Raw genomic sequence first — 14,418 nt, 5'->3', positions numbered from 1 at the left:
GTCATGGAGTCCGTGGTCGGGCTGTCGTGGGCGTCACGGTCGTCGACGGCGAAAAGATGATGGTCGTCATATATCATGGGGAGAGGTTTACTTAGGAGGACGCATGGGACGCGTGTCGCGAGCCGAGGCCGATCGGCACCGCAGTGAGGTTGTCACGGCAGCCGCGCGGCTGTTCCGCGAGCGGGGTGTCGGCGGCGTCAGTGTCGCCGAACTGATGGGCGAAGTGGGCCTCACGCAGGGCGGGTTCTACCGGCAGTTCGCCTCGAAGGAGGCGCTGGCCGGGGAGGCGGCGGCGGAGGCGTTCGAACAGCTCGCGGCGGAGCTGCGGCAGATCCCGGAGGCGTCGGTGAGCGAGCGTCGCGCGGAGCTGGCGGCTTCGTACATGTCGCAGGAATCCCGGGACGCGCCTGGTGAAGGCTGTCCCGCCACGGCGCTCGGCGGTGAGGCGGCGCGGGACGAGCAGGGGAGCCCGCTGCGCAAGTCGTATGCCGACGGCGTGCGGACGTTCCTCGACGTGCTCGCCGAGTTCGACGGTGAGTCCGCCACGCGGGAGGACCACATGGCGACGCTGGCGACGTTGGTGGGCGCGCTGTACCTGGCCAGGGGGACGGCGGGGGATCCGCTGTCCGACGAGATCCTGGAAGCCGCGCGCCGGCGGGTGGTCGAGACCGCGCACAAGTGAGACCTTTGTGGAGTCTTGTTTGACCGAACGACAATGGTCCGGCACGGTGGTGCCGGACCATTGTCTGTTGTGGAGGGTCAGCCGAGGAAGGCGTTGACGTCGCCGGCGAACTCGGTGGCGTAGTGGAACAGGAAGCCGTGGCCGGCGCCGGGGTAGATCGCGAGGCGGGCGTTGGGCAGGTGGTCCGCCAGGACCTTCGAGTTGGGCGTGGGGACCATGATGTCGTTGTCCCCGTTGGCGACCAGTGTCGGCTGCGTGATGGCGGCGAGGCGCGCGAGGCGGCTCGGGTCCGGGATGCCCCACGCCGTGATCGCGTCGAGCTGCGCGTCGCGGGTGGCGAGCGAGACGCCCTCGTCGCGATCCTCGGTGCGCGTGAAGATGCGCTGCACGAACTCCCAGCCCTTCGCGACGCCGGTCGGGGTCTTCGCGAAGAACAGGTGCAGCAGGTGCTCGGCGCCGGGCTCGTCGGATTTGGCGGCGTTGCCGGTCTCGCCGGTCCAGGTGTGGAAGCCGAAGCCGCCTTCGTGGCTGGTGCCGGCGAGGACGAGCCGGTTCACCAGCAGGGGTCGGATGAGGGTGAGTTCCTGGGCGACGAACCCGCCGAGCGAGAAGCCGAGCACGTCGACGTCGGTGAGCCCGAGCGCGTCGAGGAAGGCCAGCGCGTCGTGCGCCATGGCGGTGATGGTGCGCGGGGTAGCGCCCGAGCTGCCGCCGACGCCGGTGTTGTCGAAGAGGATCACCTCGCGCTCGGCCGCGATCGCGTCGACCAGCTGCGGGTCCCAGTTGTCGAGGTTGCCGCGGAAGTGCTGCAGGAACACGAGCGGGCGCACGTCGCGCTCGGTGTTGCCGAAGCGGCGGTAGGCGTAGGTGACACCGTTGCCGGCCTCGATGGTGAGGTTCGGGGTGGTCAGCTGGCTGGGGGTGATGGTCTGCGACATCTCCGGGACTCCTTCGAGCGGGTCGATCTCCTTGCTTAGATTATGTACCTCATCTATTTGAGAGTGATAGATGATGTGCATCACCTAAACGGGAGGTCTCGGGCTAGTCCAGGAATTCCAGGCGCAGCACGGTCGTGGCCCGGCCGTCCGGGAAGTTCGCGGTCTGAGCCCGGAGCACGGGCTGTGCTTCTTCGTCGCCGACGGGCCGGACTCGCCGGACGGTGTCGCGGTCTTGGGGCCCGTCGCGCTCCACGCGGCAGTACCCGGCGGCGTGCAGGTTGCGCACCCAGCCACGGCCGTCGGGAGCGCAGACGTACTGCCGGCCGTCCAGCTCCGTCACGTTCAGCACCACCGGCCGCGACTCCCCGGATCGCCGTCCGACGACGTCGACGACCCGGAGCACCGGCACCCCGTCCGCGTACGGTTCGACGGCGGCTTCCCGCACCTGCTCGACGTCCACGACCTCTCCCTTCGTCACTCGAAGATACGGTTCGCCTACGGTCGGGCGTCAGGCAGCGTCCGATGTGGACTGAGCGGTGGTTGTCCTGTCGCTCTTCGGTTCTTCTTCCGCGGCGAAGTCGAACACCAGCTGAACCGCGGGTGGTGTGCGGCGGCGTCGGCGCGGTGTGCCGCCGAGCGGGAACGGCGCGACCGGGTTTTCATTGTGCTGCTGCGGGTGATCGGCGAGGTAACGCAGCTTGAGCAGGTGCCACCGCACGAGCCCGACGCGGCGCGCCTCGTCGAACAACGCACGCGCCACCTGGTTCCCGGCGCGCCGCCGGTTTCGCGATTCGTTGTGGTTCGCGGGGTCCTCGATGGGTTCGTTGTGGCTGCGCGTGACCGCTCCGTCGCGCATTCCGCGTGGCGGCGCCAGATAACAAGCGTGTCTCAAGTGGAACTCGGCCCGGAGCTGTTGGCCCATTCGGACGCTGCGCGATCCGGCGTCCGGTCGTGTGGAAGATCGGCGGCCGCTGCGGGCCGTCCACAGTGGGCGCTCTCGACCGCGCCGACGCGACCCGTGGCGTGGCGCCGATTTCTCGGCCACGGCGAATGCCGCGCGCTGACTGCGCGCGGCATTTCCGCTGGTGGTGCCCCCGGCAGGACTCGAACCTGCGACCTAGAGATTAGAAGGCTCTTGCTCTATCCAGCTGAGCTACGAGGGCCCGGGTCGACGACGGTTGCCGATCTCCAGCACCGGCAGCTTAGTCGTCGCCATCCTCTCGATCGTTCGACACCGTCGAATCGTTTCAGGTCTCGTTCGCCGGATTCGCCGGATGCCGCGCCCCCGCCTGGTCCCCGCGCGGGTGATCTTGGTCGTTGCCGCGGCGGCCGGGCGGCGGCGCGTTCACCAGGGGTTCATCGGGCGCTCCGGGCTTCCCCGCGGCCGTTGCCCGCCCACGACATCTCGCTCGAACGGGTGGGATCGCCACGACCTCTTGTCGGCGTGCGCGGCAGGGGCCTCGGTGGGGTGGCGAGAGGCGTGGTTTCGGCAGGTCGTCGGGCGAGGGTCGGGGTGCATGGGGGAGTTCCTCTCGAGGTGAGGTCGGACTTCGGCCAGACGTGATGAATGGGGGGCTTGTCGGCGCACCGGGCTGGGGCGCTGGGACGGTCACGGTGGTCGAAATCGATCAGAGCGATCGACCGTGGCCGCCGCGGCTCCGGCTGCGACGCCCACCGCCCACCACCGCCCCCGGTCCGGCACCGGTCGCGAGGCGCGGCCGGAGCGCAGCGAAGGAGACGGGCGGAGATCGGAGCATCGGTGGCTGGATAGCGGTCGGGCAGCGGTGATGGGGTGGGCGGTATCTGCGGCCGCAGCGGATCTGGACCGGCGGTAGGCGGGGGACAGTGGCAGGGGCCGGGGAAGGCCCCGTGGGCGCGCTGGACACGGGGAAGGTGGCGCGCCCACGGGGGTGGGGCCGTTCGGGGGACGGCCCCGGGGGCCGGTGATCGGTGGGGCGGCGCGGTGGGGGCCGCGGGTGACCGATCAGCCGGTCCCGGTCGGGTGGTCGAGGTGGTGGAAGGTCCCGGGGCACGGTGGTGCGCGTGCCGCCAGGGTTGGTGGGCCGGGTGCGGCGGCTCCGGGGGATCAAGGCGGGCACGGGCACCTCGGGGTGAGGTCACTGGTGGGGAGCGCCGAGGAGCAGGCAAGTCGGGTGATGCGCCCCGGGTGATCGCCCGGGAGGTGGGTGAGCCCGGTGAGCACGCCGGATGAGTGCGCGTCGGGGTGGCCTCGCTGGTTGAGAGCGCCCCAGCGGCGAGGGAGCCGGGTGAGCTCGCCTCGAGGAGAACTCGTTGGTTGCCGTTGCCGTCCATGATCGTGCTGAGCGGCAGCTCGCCGGTCCCGGTCGCGGCGAAGTGCCACACCCGGTCGTGAGAGCGCCGAGGAGCGGGGCAAGTCGGGTGGGTGCGCCCCGGGGCGAGCGAGTCGGGTCAGGGCGCCCCGCAGTGAGCGAGCAGAGTGCGTGCGCCGTGGGGTGAGCACGCCGGATGAGGGCGTCCCGAGGCGGCAAACGGGGTGCCTGCGCCACGGGTGAGCACGCCTGATGAGGGTGCCCCGGGGCGGCGAGCAGAGTGCGTGCGCCGCGGGGTGAGCACGCCGGGTGCGTGTGCCCCGGGGCGGCAAGCGGGGTGCGTGCGCCCCGGGGTACGGCGCCCGCGTCAGTTCCAGATTTTGATGGCGCGAACCACGAAGGGGGATTGCGGAACGTAAGTGCCGCCACCCGGGTAGGTGGTGAAGTCTCCCTCGGTCGTGCATTCTTCGCTTTGGTAGACGGTGACGTCGCGGGTCAGGCGGTTGACGAAGGAATGCCCTTCGAATCCCTCGGGCAGGGGAATGCAGTCCTCGGGATTGGCGGTGCGGAGGTCGTAGTGCTGAGTGGTGCCGGAGTAGGTTTCGGTGTTCCAGAGGCACAGTTCGCCGACGGCGCAAGCCGGGTCGGAAGTGGCGGTCGGGGCCGGAATGGTGAGTGCCGGGCCCGGAGTCGCACGGGTGAGGTGCTCGGCCGCCGGGGAGGTGTGGGTGGCGCGGTGAGCCGACGCAGCGGCGGAACCGTGCACAGCCTGCCCGGAAGGTGCGGCAGAAGCCATCCCTGTCCCCGCCAGCAATCCGGCCGTCGCCAGGAGCAGGACGCGTGGCAGGCGCGCCGGCAAACCCGGCAGGCGGGACGGGGTCGTGGGCCGGCCGGAGTGGCCGGGGAACACGGGCAGCTTCGGCAGCAGGCGTCGGAACATCGTGGGAACTCCCCCCTCGGTGGCGGCCGGAGTGGGCCGCCGTGGAATGTGTGGTTCCTACGATGGCGGGTGGGGGTGAGTTTGTCTGCCCGCATTCCTACGTCTGTGGACAAGTAGTATTCCGTCGCTCGAACGGCGCGAGTTGTCCACAGATCGGTGAACGGTATTGCTAAACGGCGGCCGTGCTGTTTCGGCGGATCAACGACACCGGCAGCACCACCGGCGGAGGCGGATTCTCGCCGGCCATCAAGTGCAGGATCAGCTCGCCCGCAGTGCGCCCCTTTTCGGCGAGGTCCTGGCGGACGGTGGTCAGCGGCGGCTCTGCCCAGGCGGCCTGCGGGGTGTCGTCGAAGCCGACCACCGAGACGTCGTCCGGCACGCGCAGGCCCAGCTGCCGGGCGGCCGCGACGGCGGCCAGCGCCAGCTGGTCGGACATGCACAGCAGCGCCGTCGGCCGGGGCGTACCGGTCAGGAGCTCGGCCGCGCTCGCCCGGGCGGTGTCCGCCGACAGCCACGGCGCCTCGGACACCGCGACGTCGGTCACGCCCGCCGCGGAAAGCGTCGACAGGTAGCCCGCCAGGCGCTCGCGCGTGCCGTGGAACGAGCTCGCGCGCGCGGACTCCAGGCCGGACGGGCCGTCGGGCGACAGCCGCGGCGCGGACAGGATCGCGAAGCGTCGGTGCCCCAGTTCCAGCAGGTGCCGCGCCGCCAGCGCGGCCCCGCACCGGTCGTCGCAGCCGACGCGGGCGGTGCCGGGCAGCAGGGGCTGGTCGATCACCACCAGCGGCAGCCCCCGGTCGCGCACGGCCTCCAGCGCCGGGCTGCCGTCGGCCAGCGAGTAGGCCACCGCGATGTCCGCCTGCGCCGCCAGCACGCGCTCGGCAGGCGGCCCGCCGTGGGCTTCGCCGCCGGGCAACAGCAGCAGCGCGTGGCCGGTCGGCTCCACCGCCTTCGCGAGTGCGTCGAGCGTGATCGACAGCGCCGGGTCCGAGAAGGCCGCCGACAGCGATGCGTCGAGCAGGAACGCGATCGCGCCCGTCCGGCTCGTGGCGAGGCTGCGCGCGGTCGGGTTCGGTCCGGGGTAGCCGAGCTCCTTGGCCGCGCGCAGCACCTGCTCCCGCAGCTGCGCGGACAGCTGGTCAGGCCGGTTGTAGGCGTTCGAGACGGTCGCGCGGGACACCCCGACCGCCTCGGCGACGTCGTCCAGCGTCGGACGCCGGCGCCGGGTGCTCGTCATCGGCGGAGCATAGCGCGGCCTTGACCCTCTGAAGCGCTTAAGTCATTCTGGGCCAAGGGCTCCCCGGGCAGAGAGGCAGGCGGCGATGCGCGACCGGACGGCGGTGTTCGCGGTCTTCGCGCTCAACGGGGCGGCCCTCGGTTCGTGGGCTCCGCGCACGCCCGCCATCGCCGCCCATGTGCACGCCGTGCCGGGTGTCTTCGGGCTCGCGCTGCTCGGCGCGAGTGTCGGGATGCTCTGTGCCGCACCGGTTTCCGGCCGGATCACCGAACGCGTGGGTGCCCGCGCGGCCGTCGCGGGCAGCACCGTGGTGGCCGCCGTCGCGCTCGCGCTCGTCGGGTTCGCGCCGAATGTGCCGTTGCTCGCCGGTGCCCTGTTCGTGCTCGGCGCGGGTGTGGGTTCCCTCGACGTCGCCATGAACATCGCGGGCGTCGCCGTCGAGCGCCGCACCGGTCGCGCCGTGATGCCGACGCTGCACGCCGGGTTCAGCTTCGGCGCGCTCGGCGGCTCCCTGCTCGCGGGGCTGGCCGCGGGGCACGGCTGGTCGCCCGCGCGCCATCTCTCCGTGGCCGCCGTGGTGGCCCTGCTCGTGCTCGTCGCCGTGCTCAAGGCTGTGCCGGGGGACCGGCCGCCGAAGGAGACCAAGCCGCCGGAACGGGGGAAAGCGCCGATCCGCCGGCCCGCGCTGTGGCTGCTCGCGGCCGTCGCGCTGTGCTCGGCGATCGCCGAGGGCGCGAGTTCCGACTGGTCGGCCCTGCTCATGGTGACCGTCCACGGCGTCGGCCAGGGCGCGGCGGCGCTGGCCTACTCGGGGTTCTCGCTGGCCATGGCGCTCGCGCGGCTCGGCGGTGCGTGGAGCCAGGAACGCTTCGGCGCCACGCGTTCGCTCGCCGTCGGCGCGGGCGTCGCGGCGATCGGCCTCGTCTGCACCGCCGTGTTCACGCCGGCCGCCTTCGCGTACGTCGGCTTCGCGCTGGCCGGCGCCGGCCTCGCCGCGGCGTTCCCGCTGGCCCTCAGCCTGGCCGGCAGCGCCGGGAAACGCGCCGACGGCGGAGGCGGCGAACGCGAGCTGGCGTTCGTCAGCACCATCGCCTACTCCGGCTTCCTCGCCGGTCCGCCGATGATCGGCGGCATCGCGCAGGCGACGTCCTACTCCGTGTCGTTCGTGGTCGTCGGCCTCATCGCCGCGCTGATCGTGCCGGCCGCCCTCGTCGCAGCCCGTGCGCGCCGGCGTGAGGAGCTAGCCCTGGGTCTCCCCGTCCGGTGACTCGCGCCACTGCCCGAACGGCCGGTCGAGCGACCACTTGTCCCCGTCGTGCTCCAGCACTCGGTGCTCGCACGTGCGCAGGTTCGACAGAGACTCGAACAGATCCACGCTCCAGCCGAACAGCCGGCGGCACAGCAGCCGCAGCGTGAGGCCGTGGGAGACGATCAGCACGCTGCGCGGGTGAGTTCCGCCACTGTGCAGCAGCTCGGCGAGGAAACCGGCCACGCGATCGTCCACGTCGGCGCCCGACTCGCCGAACGGCAGCCGGTAGAAGAAGTGCCCGAACTCGTGCCGCCGCTGCCGCTGCACCTCCTGGTCCTGCGGGTCCTGCAGGTTGCCCCAGTCCTGTTCGCGCAGCCGCGGCTCCTGCACCACGCGGTCGCAGTCGCTGTCGATGCTCAGCAGCCGCAGCGTCTCGCGCGTACGCAGGTAGGGGCTCACGTACACGTCCGGACGCTCGCCCCGCAGCAGTTCCTTGATGACCGGTCCCGTCGCGACGGCCTCGGCCCGGCCGGTCTCCGTCAGCGGAATCGCGTGGTCCGGGATCCGGGTGTAGGCGAGTTGGTCGACGCTCCCGAGGGATTCGGCGTGACGCAGCAGGATGATCCGCACGAAACCATCATGCCCGTCCGCACCCCCGTGCCGCGGGAAACGGGACCGGCCTAGTCTCGAACGGTGAGCACGGACGCAGTGACGAAACCCGAACCGGCCGCGCGGCGCAGGACCAGCGTGCTGCCGCTGGTCTCGGTGGGCGTGGTGCTCGCCGCGGTCGTCGCGGTCGGGCTCGTCGCGCTCACCGGTGGCGCCGGCTACCTGATCACCGGTCTGCCCGACCCGGGCCTGGTCACGCGCTACGGCATCACGGTCGTCCGGGTGCTCGCCGAAGCCGCCTCCGTGGTCTGCGTCGGCGCGCTGCTGCTGGCCGCGTTCCTGGTGCCGCCGCAGAAGTCCGGCACGCTGGGGCCCGAGGGCTACGCCGCCGTGCGCGCGGGCGGCATCGCCGCCTGGGTCTGGTTCGCCTCGTCGCTGCTCTCGGTGGCCTTCACCGCGGCCGACGGCGCCGGCAAGCCGTTCCTGGAAGTCCTTTCGCCCCAGACGCTCCTGGACCTCGTCGACGCGATCGAGCAGCCCAAGGCGTGGCTGTGGACGGCGCTGATCGCGGTGCTGCTCGCGCTCGGCTGCCGGCTCGTGCTCACGTGGGGCTGGACGGCAGTGCTGTTCTTCGTGGCCGTCGCCGGCCTGGTCCCGGTGGCCGTCACGGGGCACTCCGCGAGCGGCGGCTCGCACGACATGGCCACCAACAGCCTGCTGTTCCACCTGATCGCGGCCGCGCTGTGGGTCGGCGGGCTCGTGGCGCTCCTGGCGCTCGGCTGGCGCCGGGGCGCGCACCTGTCGCTGGCCGCCCGGCGGTTCTCCAAGCTGGCCCTGGTCTGCTGGGTCGTGATGGCGATCTCCGGCGTGATCAACGCGCTGGTGCGCATCAACCTCGGCGACCTGTTCACCACCGACTACGGCTTGCTCGTGGTCGCGAAGGTCGTCGCGCTGCTGCTGCTCGGCGTATTCGGCCACCAGCAGCGCCAGCGCGGCGTACGGGACCTCGTCGACGGCAAGGGCGGAGGGCAGCTGCTGCGGCTGGCGGCCGTCGAGGTGCTGATCATGTTCGTGACACTCGGCATCGCGTCCGGCCTGGCCCGCACACCACCACCGGCCGACGCGGTCACGCAGCCCTCGACCACCGAGCTGCTCATCGGCTACAACCTCGACGGCGCGCCCACCTTCTGGCGCCTGCTCACCGACTGGCGCTTCGACCTCATCTACGGCACGGCCGCGATCGTCCTGGCCGGGCTCTATCTCGCCGGCGTATGGCGGCTGCGCAAACGCGGCGACTCGTGGCCCACCGGCCGGATCGTCGCGTGGCTCGCCGGCTGCCTGGTGCTCCTGATCGCCACGTCGTCGGGCATCGGCCGCTACTCGCCGGCGATGTTCAGCGTGCACATGGGCACGCACATGCTGCTGTCGATGGTCGTGCCCGTGCTGCTGGTGCTGGGCGGCCCCGTGACGCTCGCGTTGCGCGCCCTGCCGACCGCGGGTTCCGGCGCGCCTCCGGGGCCGCGTGAGTGGCTCCTGGCGGCCGTCCACTCGCCGGTGTCGCGGTTCCTGACGCACCCGGTCGTCGCGCTGCTGCTGTTCGTCGGCTCGTTCTACGCGCTGTACTTCTCCGGCCTGTTCGACGCCGCGCTGAACTACCACTGGGCGCACCTGGCGATGAACGCCCACTTCCTCCTCGCCGGCTACGTCTTCTACTGGCCGGTGATCGGCGTCGACCCGGCGCCGCGCAAGATCCCGCCGGTCGGGCGGCTCGGGATGATGTTCGCCGCGATGCCGTTCCACGCGTTCTTCGGCGTGATCCTGATGAACATGCAGGCCGTGATCGGCCAGGAGTTCTACACCTCACTGCGCCTGCCGTGGGTCGGCGACCTGCTCACCGACCAGCGACTCGGCGGCGGCATCGCGTGGGCCGCGGGCGAGGTGCCCGTGCTGCTGGTGCTGATCGCCTTGCTGGTGCAGTGGGCGCGCGCCGACGAGCGCGAGGCCAAGCGCAAGGACCGCCGCGAGGAGAACACGGGCGGCGAAGAGCTGGCCGCCTACAACGCGATGCTCAAGAACCTGGCCGACGGCAAACGGGCGGAATGACCGCGCCGATGATGTCGTCCGCGTGATGTGCGCATGACCCTCGGTAGCGCGGTGGTGACCGCCGTCGGGGCGCGGATCGGGCCACTCTACGATCGCTTTCATGGCCGAGTTCATCTACACCATGAAGAAGGTGCGCAAGACCGTCGGGGACAAGGTCATCCTCGACGACGTCAGCACCGCGTTCTACCCCGGCGCCAAGATCGGCGTGGTGGGGCCGAACGGTGCCGGTAAGTCCACCGTTCTCAAGATCATGGCGGGGATCGAGCAGGCCAGCAACGGCGAGGCGTTCCTGCAGCCGGGTGCCACGGTCGGCATCCTCATGCAGGAGCCGCAGCTGGACGACACGAAGACCGTCCGCCAGAACGTCGAGGAGGGCCTCGGCGAGACCAAGCAGAAGCTCGACCGGTACAACGAGATCGCCGAGCAGATGGCGACCGACTACACCGACGAGCTCATGGAAGAGATGGGCCAGCTCCAGGAGGAGCTCGACCACGCCGACGCGTGGGAGCTCGACTCCACGGTCGAGCAGGCGATGGACGCGCTGCGCTGCCCGCCTCCAGACGAGCCCGTCGACCACCTCTCCGGTGGTGAGCGCCGCCGTGTCGCGCTGTGCAAGCTGCTGCTGTCCGCGCCCGACCTGCTGCTGCTCGACGAGCCCACCAACCACCTGGACGCCGAGAGCGTGCTGTGGCTGGAGCAGTTCCTCATGAACTACGCCGGCGCCGTCCTGGCCGTGACCCACGACCGGTACTTCCTGGACAACGTCGCCGAGTGGATCATGGAGCTCGATCGCGGCCGCGTCGTCGGCTACGAGGGCAACTACTCCACCTACCTGGAGAAGAAGCGCGAGCGCCTCGAGGTCCAGGGCAAGAAGGACGCGAAGCTCGCCAAGCGCCTCAAGACCGAGCTCGAATGGGTGCGGTCCAACGCGAAGGCCCGCCAGACGAAGTCCCGCTCGCGCCTCGACCGCTACGAGGAGATGGCGGCGGAGGCCGACAAGCACCGCAAGCTCGACTTCGAAGAGATCCAGATCCCGCCGGGCCCGCGCCTGGGCAGCGTCGTGGTCGAGGTCGAGAAGCTGCGCAAGGGCTTCGACGACCGCGTGCTCATCGACGGGCTGTCGTTCGACCTGCCGCGCAACGGCATCGTCGGCGTGATCGGCCCCAACGGCGTCGGCAAGACCACGCTGTTCAAGACGATCGTGGGGCTCGAGGAGCCGGACGGCGGCACGGTCAAGATCGGCGAGACGGTCAAGCTGTCCTATGTGGACCAGAATCGCGCCGGCATCGACCCGAAGAAGACGGTGTGGGAGGTCGTGTCGGACAAGCTCGACTACATCCACGTCGGGCAGACCGAAATGCCTTCGCGCGCGTACGTGAGCGCGTTCGGCTTCAAGGGGCCGGACCAGCAGAAGCCGGCGGGCGTGCTCTCCGGTGGTGAGCGCAACCGGCTGAACCTGGCGCTGACGCTCAAGCAGGGCGGAAACCTGATCCTGCTGGACGAGCCGACCAACGACCTGGACGTGGAAACCCTGGGCTCGCTGGAGAACGCGCTGGAACAGTTCCCCGGGTGCGCCGTGGTCATCTCCCACGACCGGTGGTTCCTCGACCGGGTCGCCACGCACATCCTGGCATGGGAAGGCACGGACGAAGACCCGGCGAAGTGGTTCTGGTTCGAGGGCAACTTCGAGGGCTACGAGAAGAACAAGGTCGAGCGCCTCGGCGCCGAAGCGGCGCGGCCGCACCGGGTCACTCATCGCAAATTGAAGCGCGACTGACGCCGGGGGCCGGAGTGGAAGCCAGCAGGCACAACCGGTCGAGCTCGCCCGCACCCGCGGGCGGGCGGCTCGCTGCTGCCGGCGGAGCGACCCTCTCCGACCTCGGGCGGCTGATCGAGCGCGCGGACGCGCTGCACCTGCGCGCGCCCGAACTCGCCTTGGTGCTCGGCGAGCGCGCCGCCGCGCTCGCCGAGACCGCGGGCGCGGACGAGCAGTGGATCCGCGCCGAAAGTCTCGTGGTCGCGGCGCGCGTGCGCCTCGGCGGTCGCACGTCGACCGTCGGGCGCGCCGTCGCCGCCCTGCGGGCCGCGGAGCACGCCGGGTACACCGACACGGCCGCGCGGCTGCGGATCGACCTGGCCGTGTGCGCGCGCAGCCTCGGCACGCCGCTGACCGGGCTCGCCGCGCTGCGGCCCGTGCTGTCGGAGCCGGCGGTTTCGGCCGTGCACCGCGCGGAAGCGCTGTGCCACCTCGTGGGCTGCCTCGCGCAGTTCGGCCGCAAGCCGGAGCTCGACCGCGTGCTCGTGGAGGCCGACAAGCTGGTGGTCGCCGACGAGTCGCTCGACGCCGACACCCGGCTGCTCGTGCGGGCGTTGCTGCGCAACGGAGCCGCAGCCCACCGGCGTCGCCACGGTGACCTCACCGCGGCCGCCGACGCCGCCCGTACCGGCCTCGGTTTCCTGGAGAAGCTGGACAAACCCGACGACGACGGCGGCCTCGTTCGCGTGCGGCTCGTGCTGCAGCTCGTGAGCACGCTGCTCGACCGCGGCGACACCGCCATGGCGTACGACATCGCCGAACCCATGCTGAACGAGCCCGTGCGCGCGGCCGGTGTCGCGCCCACGGCGTGGCTGAGGCTGGCCGTCGCGACGCGCATCCACCTGCCGGCCGGCGCCGGCGACGCCGCGGCCGAGCTGGTGCGCGAAGCCGTGGCGAGCACCGATCGCCACGGGCTGTCCGCCGTCACCTCACGGCTGTGGCTGGAACTGGCGCAGATCGAGGAACGGTTCGGCAGCGCCGAGGAAGCCATCGCGTGCCTGCACCGCTCGCGCGCGGCGGAACACGTCCACTCGCGGGCGCGCCGCCAGGCGTGCGGGCTGCTCGCGGGCGAGTTCGGCGCGGACACGGTGGCGCCACTGGACCTCGACGACGTGATCGCGCGGTCGGCGCCGCAGGGTGGCCGTCCGGTGCCGATGGCCGTCGAGCCGCCGCTGCGCGATGTCGAGACGACGGCGTTGATCCGGGCGATCCCCGCGGAACCGGCTGCCCCGGAACCGGCCGCTGCGAAGCCGGCCGTGGCGAAGGTTCAGCGCGCGGAAACCCAGCCGCGGAAGGAAACCCGGTCGCGGGCGGAAACCCCGGCGCGTCCGGAAGCACAGCCGCGGCCGGCCGCTCCGGCGGAGACGACGTATGTGCGCGCGGCCGGTTCGGTGCCGGAGAAACCCGTGCGCAAGCCGGAGAAATCCGGCCCGAAGACGCCGACGTGGTCCTTCGGGAGAGCGGCCGCGGAGTCGGAGGTCGAACGGACGTCGGTGATCCCGGTGATCCGTGACGAGCCGGAACCCGCGGCGCCCGCCGAGCGATCCGAGGCCCCGGCCGAACAGGTCGCGCGCTTCACACTGTCCGCACCGCGCGCCGAGGCTCCGGAACGACCGCGCGTCGCCGAGCCGCCCGCGCCGTCGGCCAAGCGGCCCGTGAACGGGTCGCACTCGTCTTCCCGTCAGACTCGTGCGGAAACGGGCCGTCGGGCGGCACCCGAGCAGCCGGCGGCGTTGCCGGGCTGGGTCAAGCCGTTCAAGAAGCCGGAAGCCGTGCCGGCTCCGAAGCCGGAACCCGTGGCCGAAGTCGTGCGCGAAGAACCGGCGCCGCAGCGCCCGGCCGAGGGCCTGCCGCGGCTGTCGCTGCCGGACCTTTCGAACATTCTGCCCGAGCTGCCGATGGCCCCCGCGCCCGCGGACGATCCCGCCGCGCCGCTCTGGGAGGGCGACGAGTGGGCCCGCGAGGAACGCGCCCGCCGCGACGAGGTCTCCCGCGGCCGCAAGACCCGGCACGACGCGGAACACGGTTCTGTCGCGGCTCGGTCCGTGCTGGACCGTCTGGGTATCTCCACCGGCGGCGGTGGCGGTCGCCGACGCGCCGACGAGGCCGGGGCACGCGAGGAAACCGCGCGCACGGAGGAACCCGAGGCGGTCTCCGACGTGACGGACCCGCCGTGGAAGCGCGAGTCCCCGGACCTGGCGCCGGCGCCGCGTGACGAACAGGTGTCCGAGGAAGCCGTGGACCCGTGGCTGCCCCGGCTGCGGATGCCGCCGGCTCTGGACCCGCTCGAGGATTTCGACTCGTGGACGCCGACGTCGCAGCCCTTCCCGGAGAGCTACGCCCGCGCGATCGCCGAGGACGAGCCGCCGCCGGACGCCGGGCTGGCCGAGTTGCTGGCCCGCGCGCTGGCCGAACACCAGGCGGGAACGGCAAGTGCCGCCGCGCTGGTCAAGCGGCTGGGCTCGGAAGAGGACGACAAGAAGCGTCGCCCGGTCAACGGGCACGCGTCGGCGGAGCGCAACCGCAACGGGGACTGACGTCCTCGCCCGGACC

The 14,418-nt window shown here is 71.8% G+C and carries 11 protein-coding genes and 1 tRNA gene; 5 read left to right on the top strand and 7 right to left on the bottom strand.

What is annotated here, in order from left to right:
• Window positions 1-103: 103 nt before the first annotated feature.
• Window positions 104-682, top strand: coding sequence for a TetR/AcrR family transcriptional regulator (locus tag AB0M56_RS10700; RefSeq protein WP_364173418.1), 579 nt, complete (start codon window positions 104-106; stop codon window positions 680-682).
• Window positions 683-759: 77 nt separating this feature from the next.
• Here the strand turns inward: AB0M56_RS10700 and AB0M56_RS10695 are convergent, their stop codons facing one another.
• The 6 genes from AB0M56_RS10695 to AB0M56_RS10670 all read right to left on the bottom strand — a co-directional run bounded on the left by AB0M56_RS10695 (window position 760) and on the right by AB0M56_RS10670 (window position 6,088).
• Window positions 760-1,620 carry an alpha/beta hydrolase gene (locus AB0M56_RS10695; protein WP_364173415.1) on the bottom strand — a complete coding sequence of 287 codons (861 nt, stop codon included), beginning with the start codon at window positions 1,618-1,620 and terminating at the stop codon, window positions 760-762.
• A 103-nt stretch (window positions 1,621-1,723) separates the two neighbouring features.
• Complete coding sequence (locus tag AB0M56_RS10690) at window positions 1,724-2,098, bottom strand: nitroreductase/quinone reductase family protein (RefSeq protein WP_364173413.1); 375 nt, start codon at window positions 2,096-2,098, stop codon at window positions 1,724-1,726.
• A gap of 30 nt (window positions 2,099-2,128) precedes the next feature.
• Window positions 2,129-2,476, bottom strand: a complete 348-nt coding sequence (locus tag AB0M56_RS10685) for a hypothetical protein (protein ID WP_364173410.1) — start codon at window positions 2,474-2,476, stop codon at window positions 2,129-2,131.
• Between the two features lie 230 nt (window positions 2,477-2,706).
• Window positions 2,707-2,783: transfer RNA gene (locus tag AB0M56_RS10680), tRNA-Arg, on the bottom strand.
• Window positions 2,784-4,278: 1,495 nt separating this feature from the next.
• Window positions 4,279-4,707, bottom strand: a complete 429-nt coding sequence (locus AB0M56_RS10675; protein ID WP_364173407.1) for a peptidase inhibitor family I36 protein — start codon at window positions 4,705-4,707, stop codon at window positions 4,279-4,281.
• 313 nt (window positions 4,708-5,020) lie between these two features.
• Entirely contained in the window at window positions 5,021-6,088 is a 1,068-nt protein-coding gene (locus AB0M56_RS10670) for a LacI family DNA-binding transcriptional regulator (RefSeq protein ID WP_364173404.1), read from the bottom strand.
• Between the two features lie 85 nt (window positions 6,089-6,173).
• On the opposite strand from AB0M56_RS10670, the gene AB0M56_RS10665 reads away from it, so the two are divergent.
• A complete protein-coding gene (locus tag AB0M56_RS10665; RefSeq protein WP_364173401.1) occupies window positions 6,174-7,355 on the top strand; it encodes an MFS transporter in 1,182 nt (393 codons plus the stop codon).
• On the opposite strand, the gene AB0M56_RS10660 is transcribed toward AB0M56_RS10665, so the two are convergent.
• Complete coding sequence (locus AB0M56_RS10660; RefSeq protein ID WP_364173398.1) at window positions 7,329-7,967, bottom strand: histidine phosphatase family protein; 639 nt, start codon at window positions 7,965-7,967, stop codon at window positions 7,329-7,331. The two genes, AB0M56_RS10665 and AB0M56_RS10660, sit on opposite strands and share 27 nt — an antisense overlap.
• A gap of 63 nt (window positions 7,968-8,030) precedes the next feature.
• Between AB0M56_RS10660 and AB0M56_RS10655 the strand changes: the two genes are divergently transcribed.
• From AB0M56_RS10655 to AB0M56_RS10645, 3 genes are all read left to right on the top strand, one after another.
• Complete coding sequence (locus AB0M56_RS10655) at window positions 8,031-10,049, top strand: cytochrome c oxidase assembly protein (protein ID WP_364173395.1); 2,019 nt, start codon at window positions 8,031-8,033, stop codon at window positions 10,047-10,049.
• 100 nt (window positions 10,050-10,149) lie between these two features.
• Entirely contained in the window at window positions 10,150-11,826 is a 1,677-nt protein-coding gene (gene ettA / locus AB0M56_RS10650) for an energy-dependent translational throttle protein EttA (RefSeq protein ID WP_364173392.1), read from the top strand.
• A gap of 14 nt (window positions 11,827-11,840) precedes the next feature.
• Window positions 11,841-14,402 carry a hypothetical protein gene (locus tag AB0M56_RS10645; RefSeq protein WP_364173389.1) on the top strand — a complete coding sequence of 854 codons (2,562 nt, stop codon included), beginning with the start codon at window positions 11,841-11,843 and terminating at the stop codon, window positions 14,400-14,402.
• Window positions 14,403-14,418: the final 16 nt, after the last annotated feature.

Origin of the sequence: Amycolatopsis sp. NPDC051372 (assembly GCF_040682095.1) — a bacterium.
Classification (GTDB): domain Bacteria; phylum Actinomycetota; class Actinomycetes; order Mycobacteriales; family Pseudonocardiaceae; genus Amycolatopsis.
This window is presented reverse-complemented; position numbering and strand designations above follow the sequence as displayed.

Coding starts and splice junctions, on each gene's coding strand:
- AB0M56_RS10700 (WP_364173418.1), top strand. CDS start 104: ATGGGACGCGTGTCGCGAGCCGAGGCCGATCGGCACCGCAGTGAGGTT.
- AB0M56_RS10695 (WP_364173415.1), bottom strand. CDS start 1,620: ATGTCGCAGACCATCACCCCCAGCCAGCTGACCACCCCGAACCTCACC.
- AB0M56_RS10685 (WP_364173410.1), bottom strand. CDS start 2,476: ATGCGCGACGGAGCGGTCACGCGCAGCCACAACGAACCCATCGAGGAC.
- AB0M56_RS10675 (WP_364173407.1), bottom strand. CDS start 4,707: ATGGCTTCTGCCGCACCTTCCGGGCAGGCTGTGCACGGTTCCGCCGCT.
- AB0M56_RS10670 (WP_364173404.1), bottom strand. CDS start 6,088: ATGACGAGCACCCGGCGCCGGCGTCCGACGCTGGACGACGTCGCCGAG.
- AB0M56_RS10665 (WP_364173401.1), top strand. CDS start 6,174: ATGCGCGACCGGACGGCGGTGTTCGCGGTCTTCGCGCTCAACGGGGCG.
- ettA (WP_364173392.1), top strand. CDS start 10,150: ATGGCCGAGTTCATCTACACCATGAAGAAGGTGCGCAAGACCGTCGGG.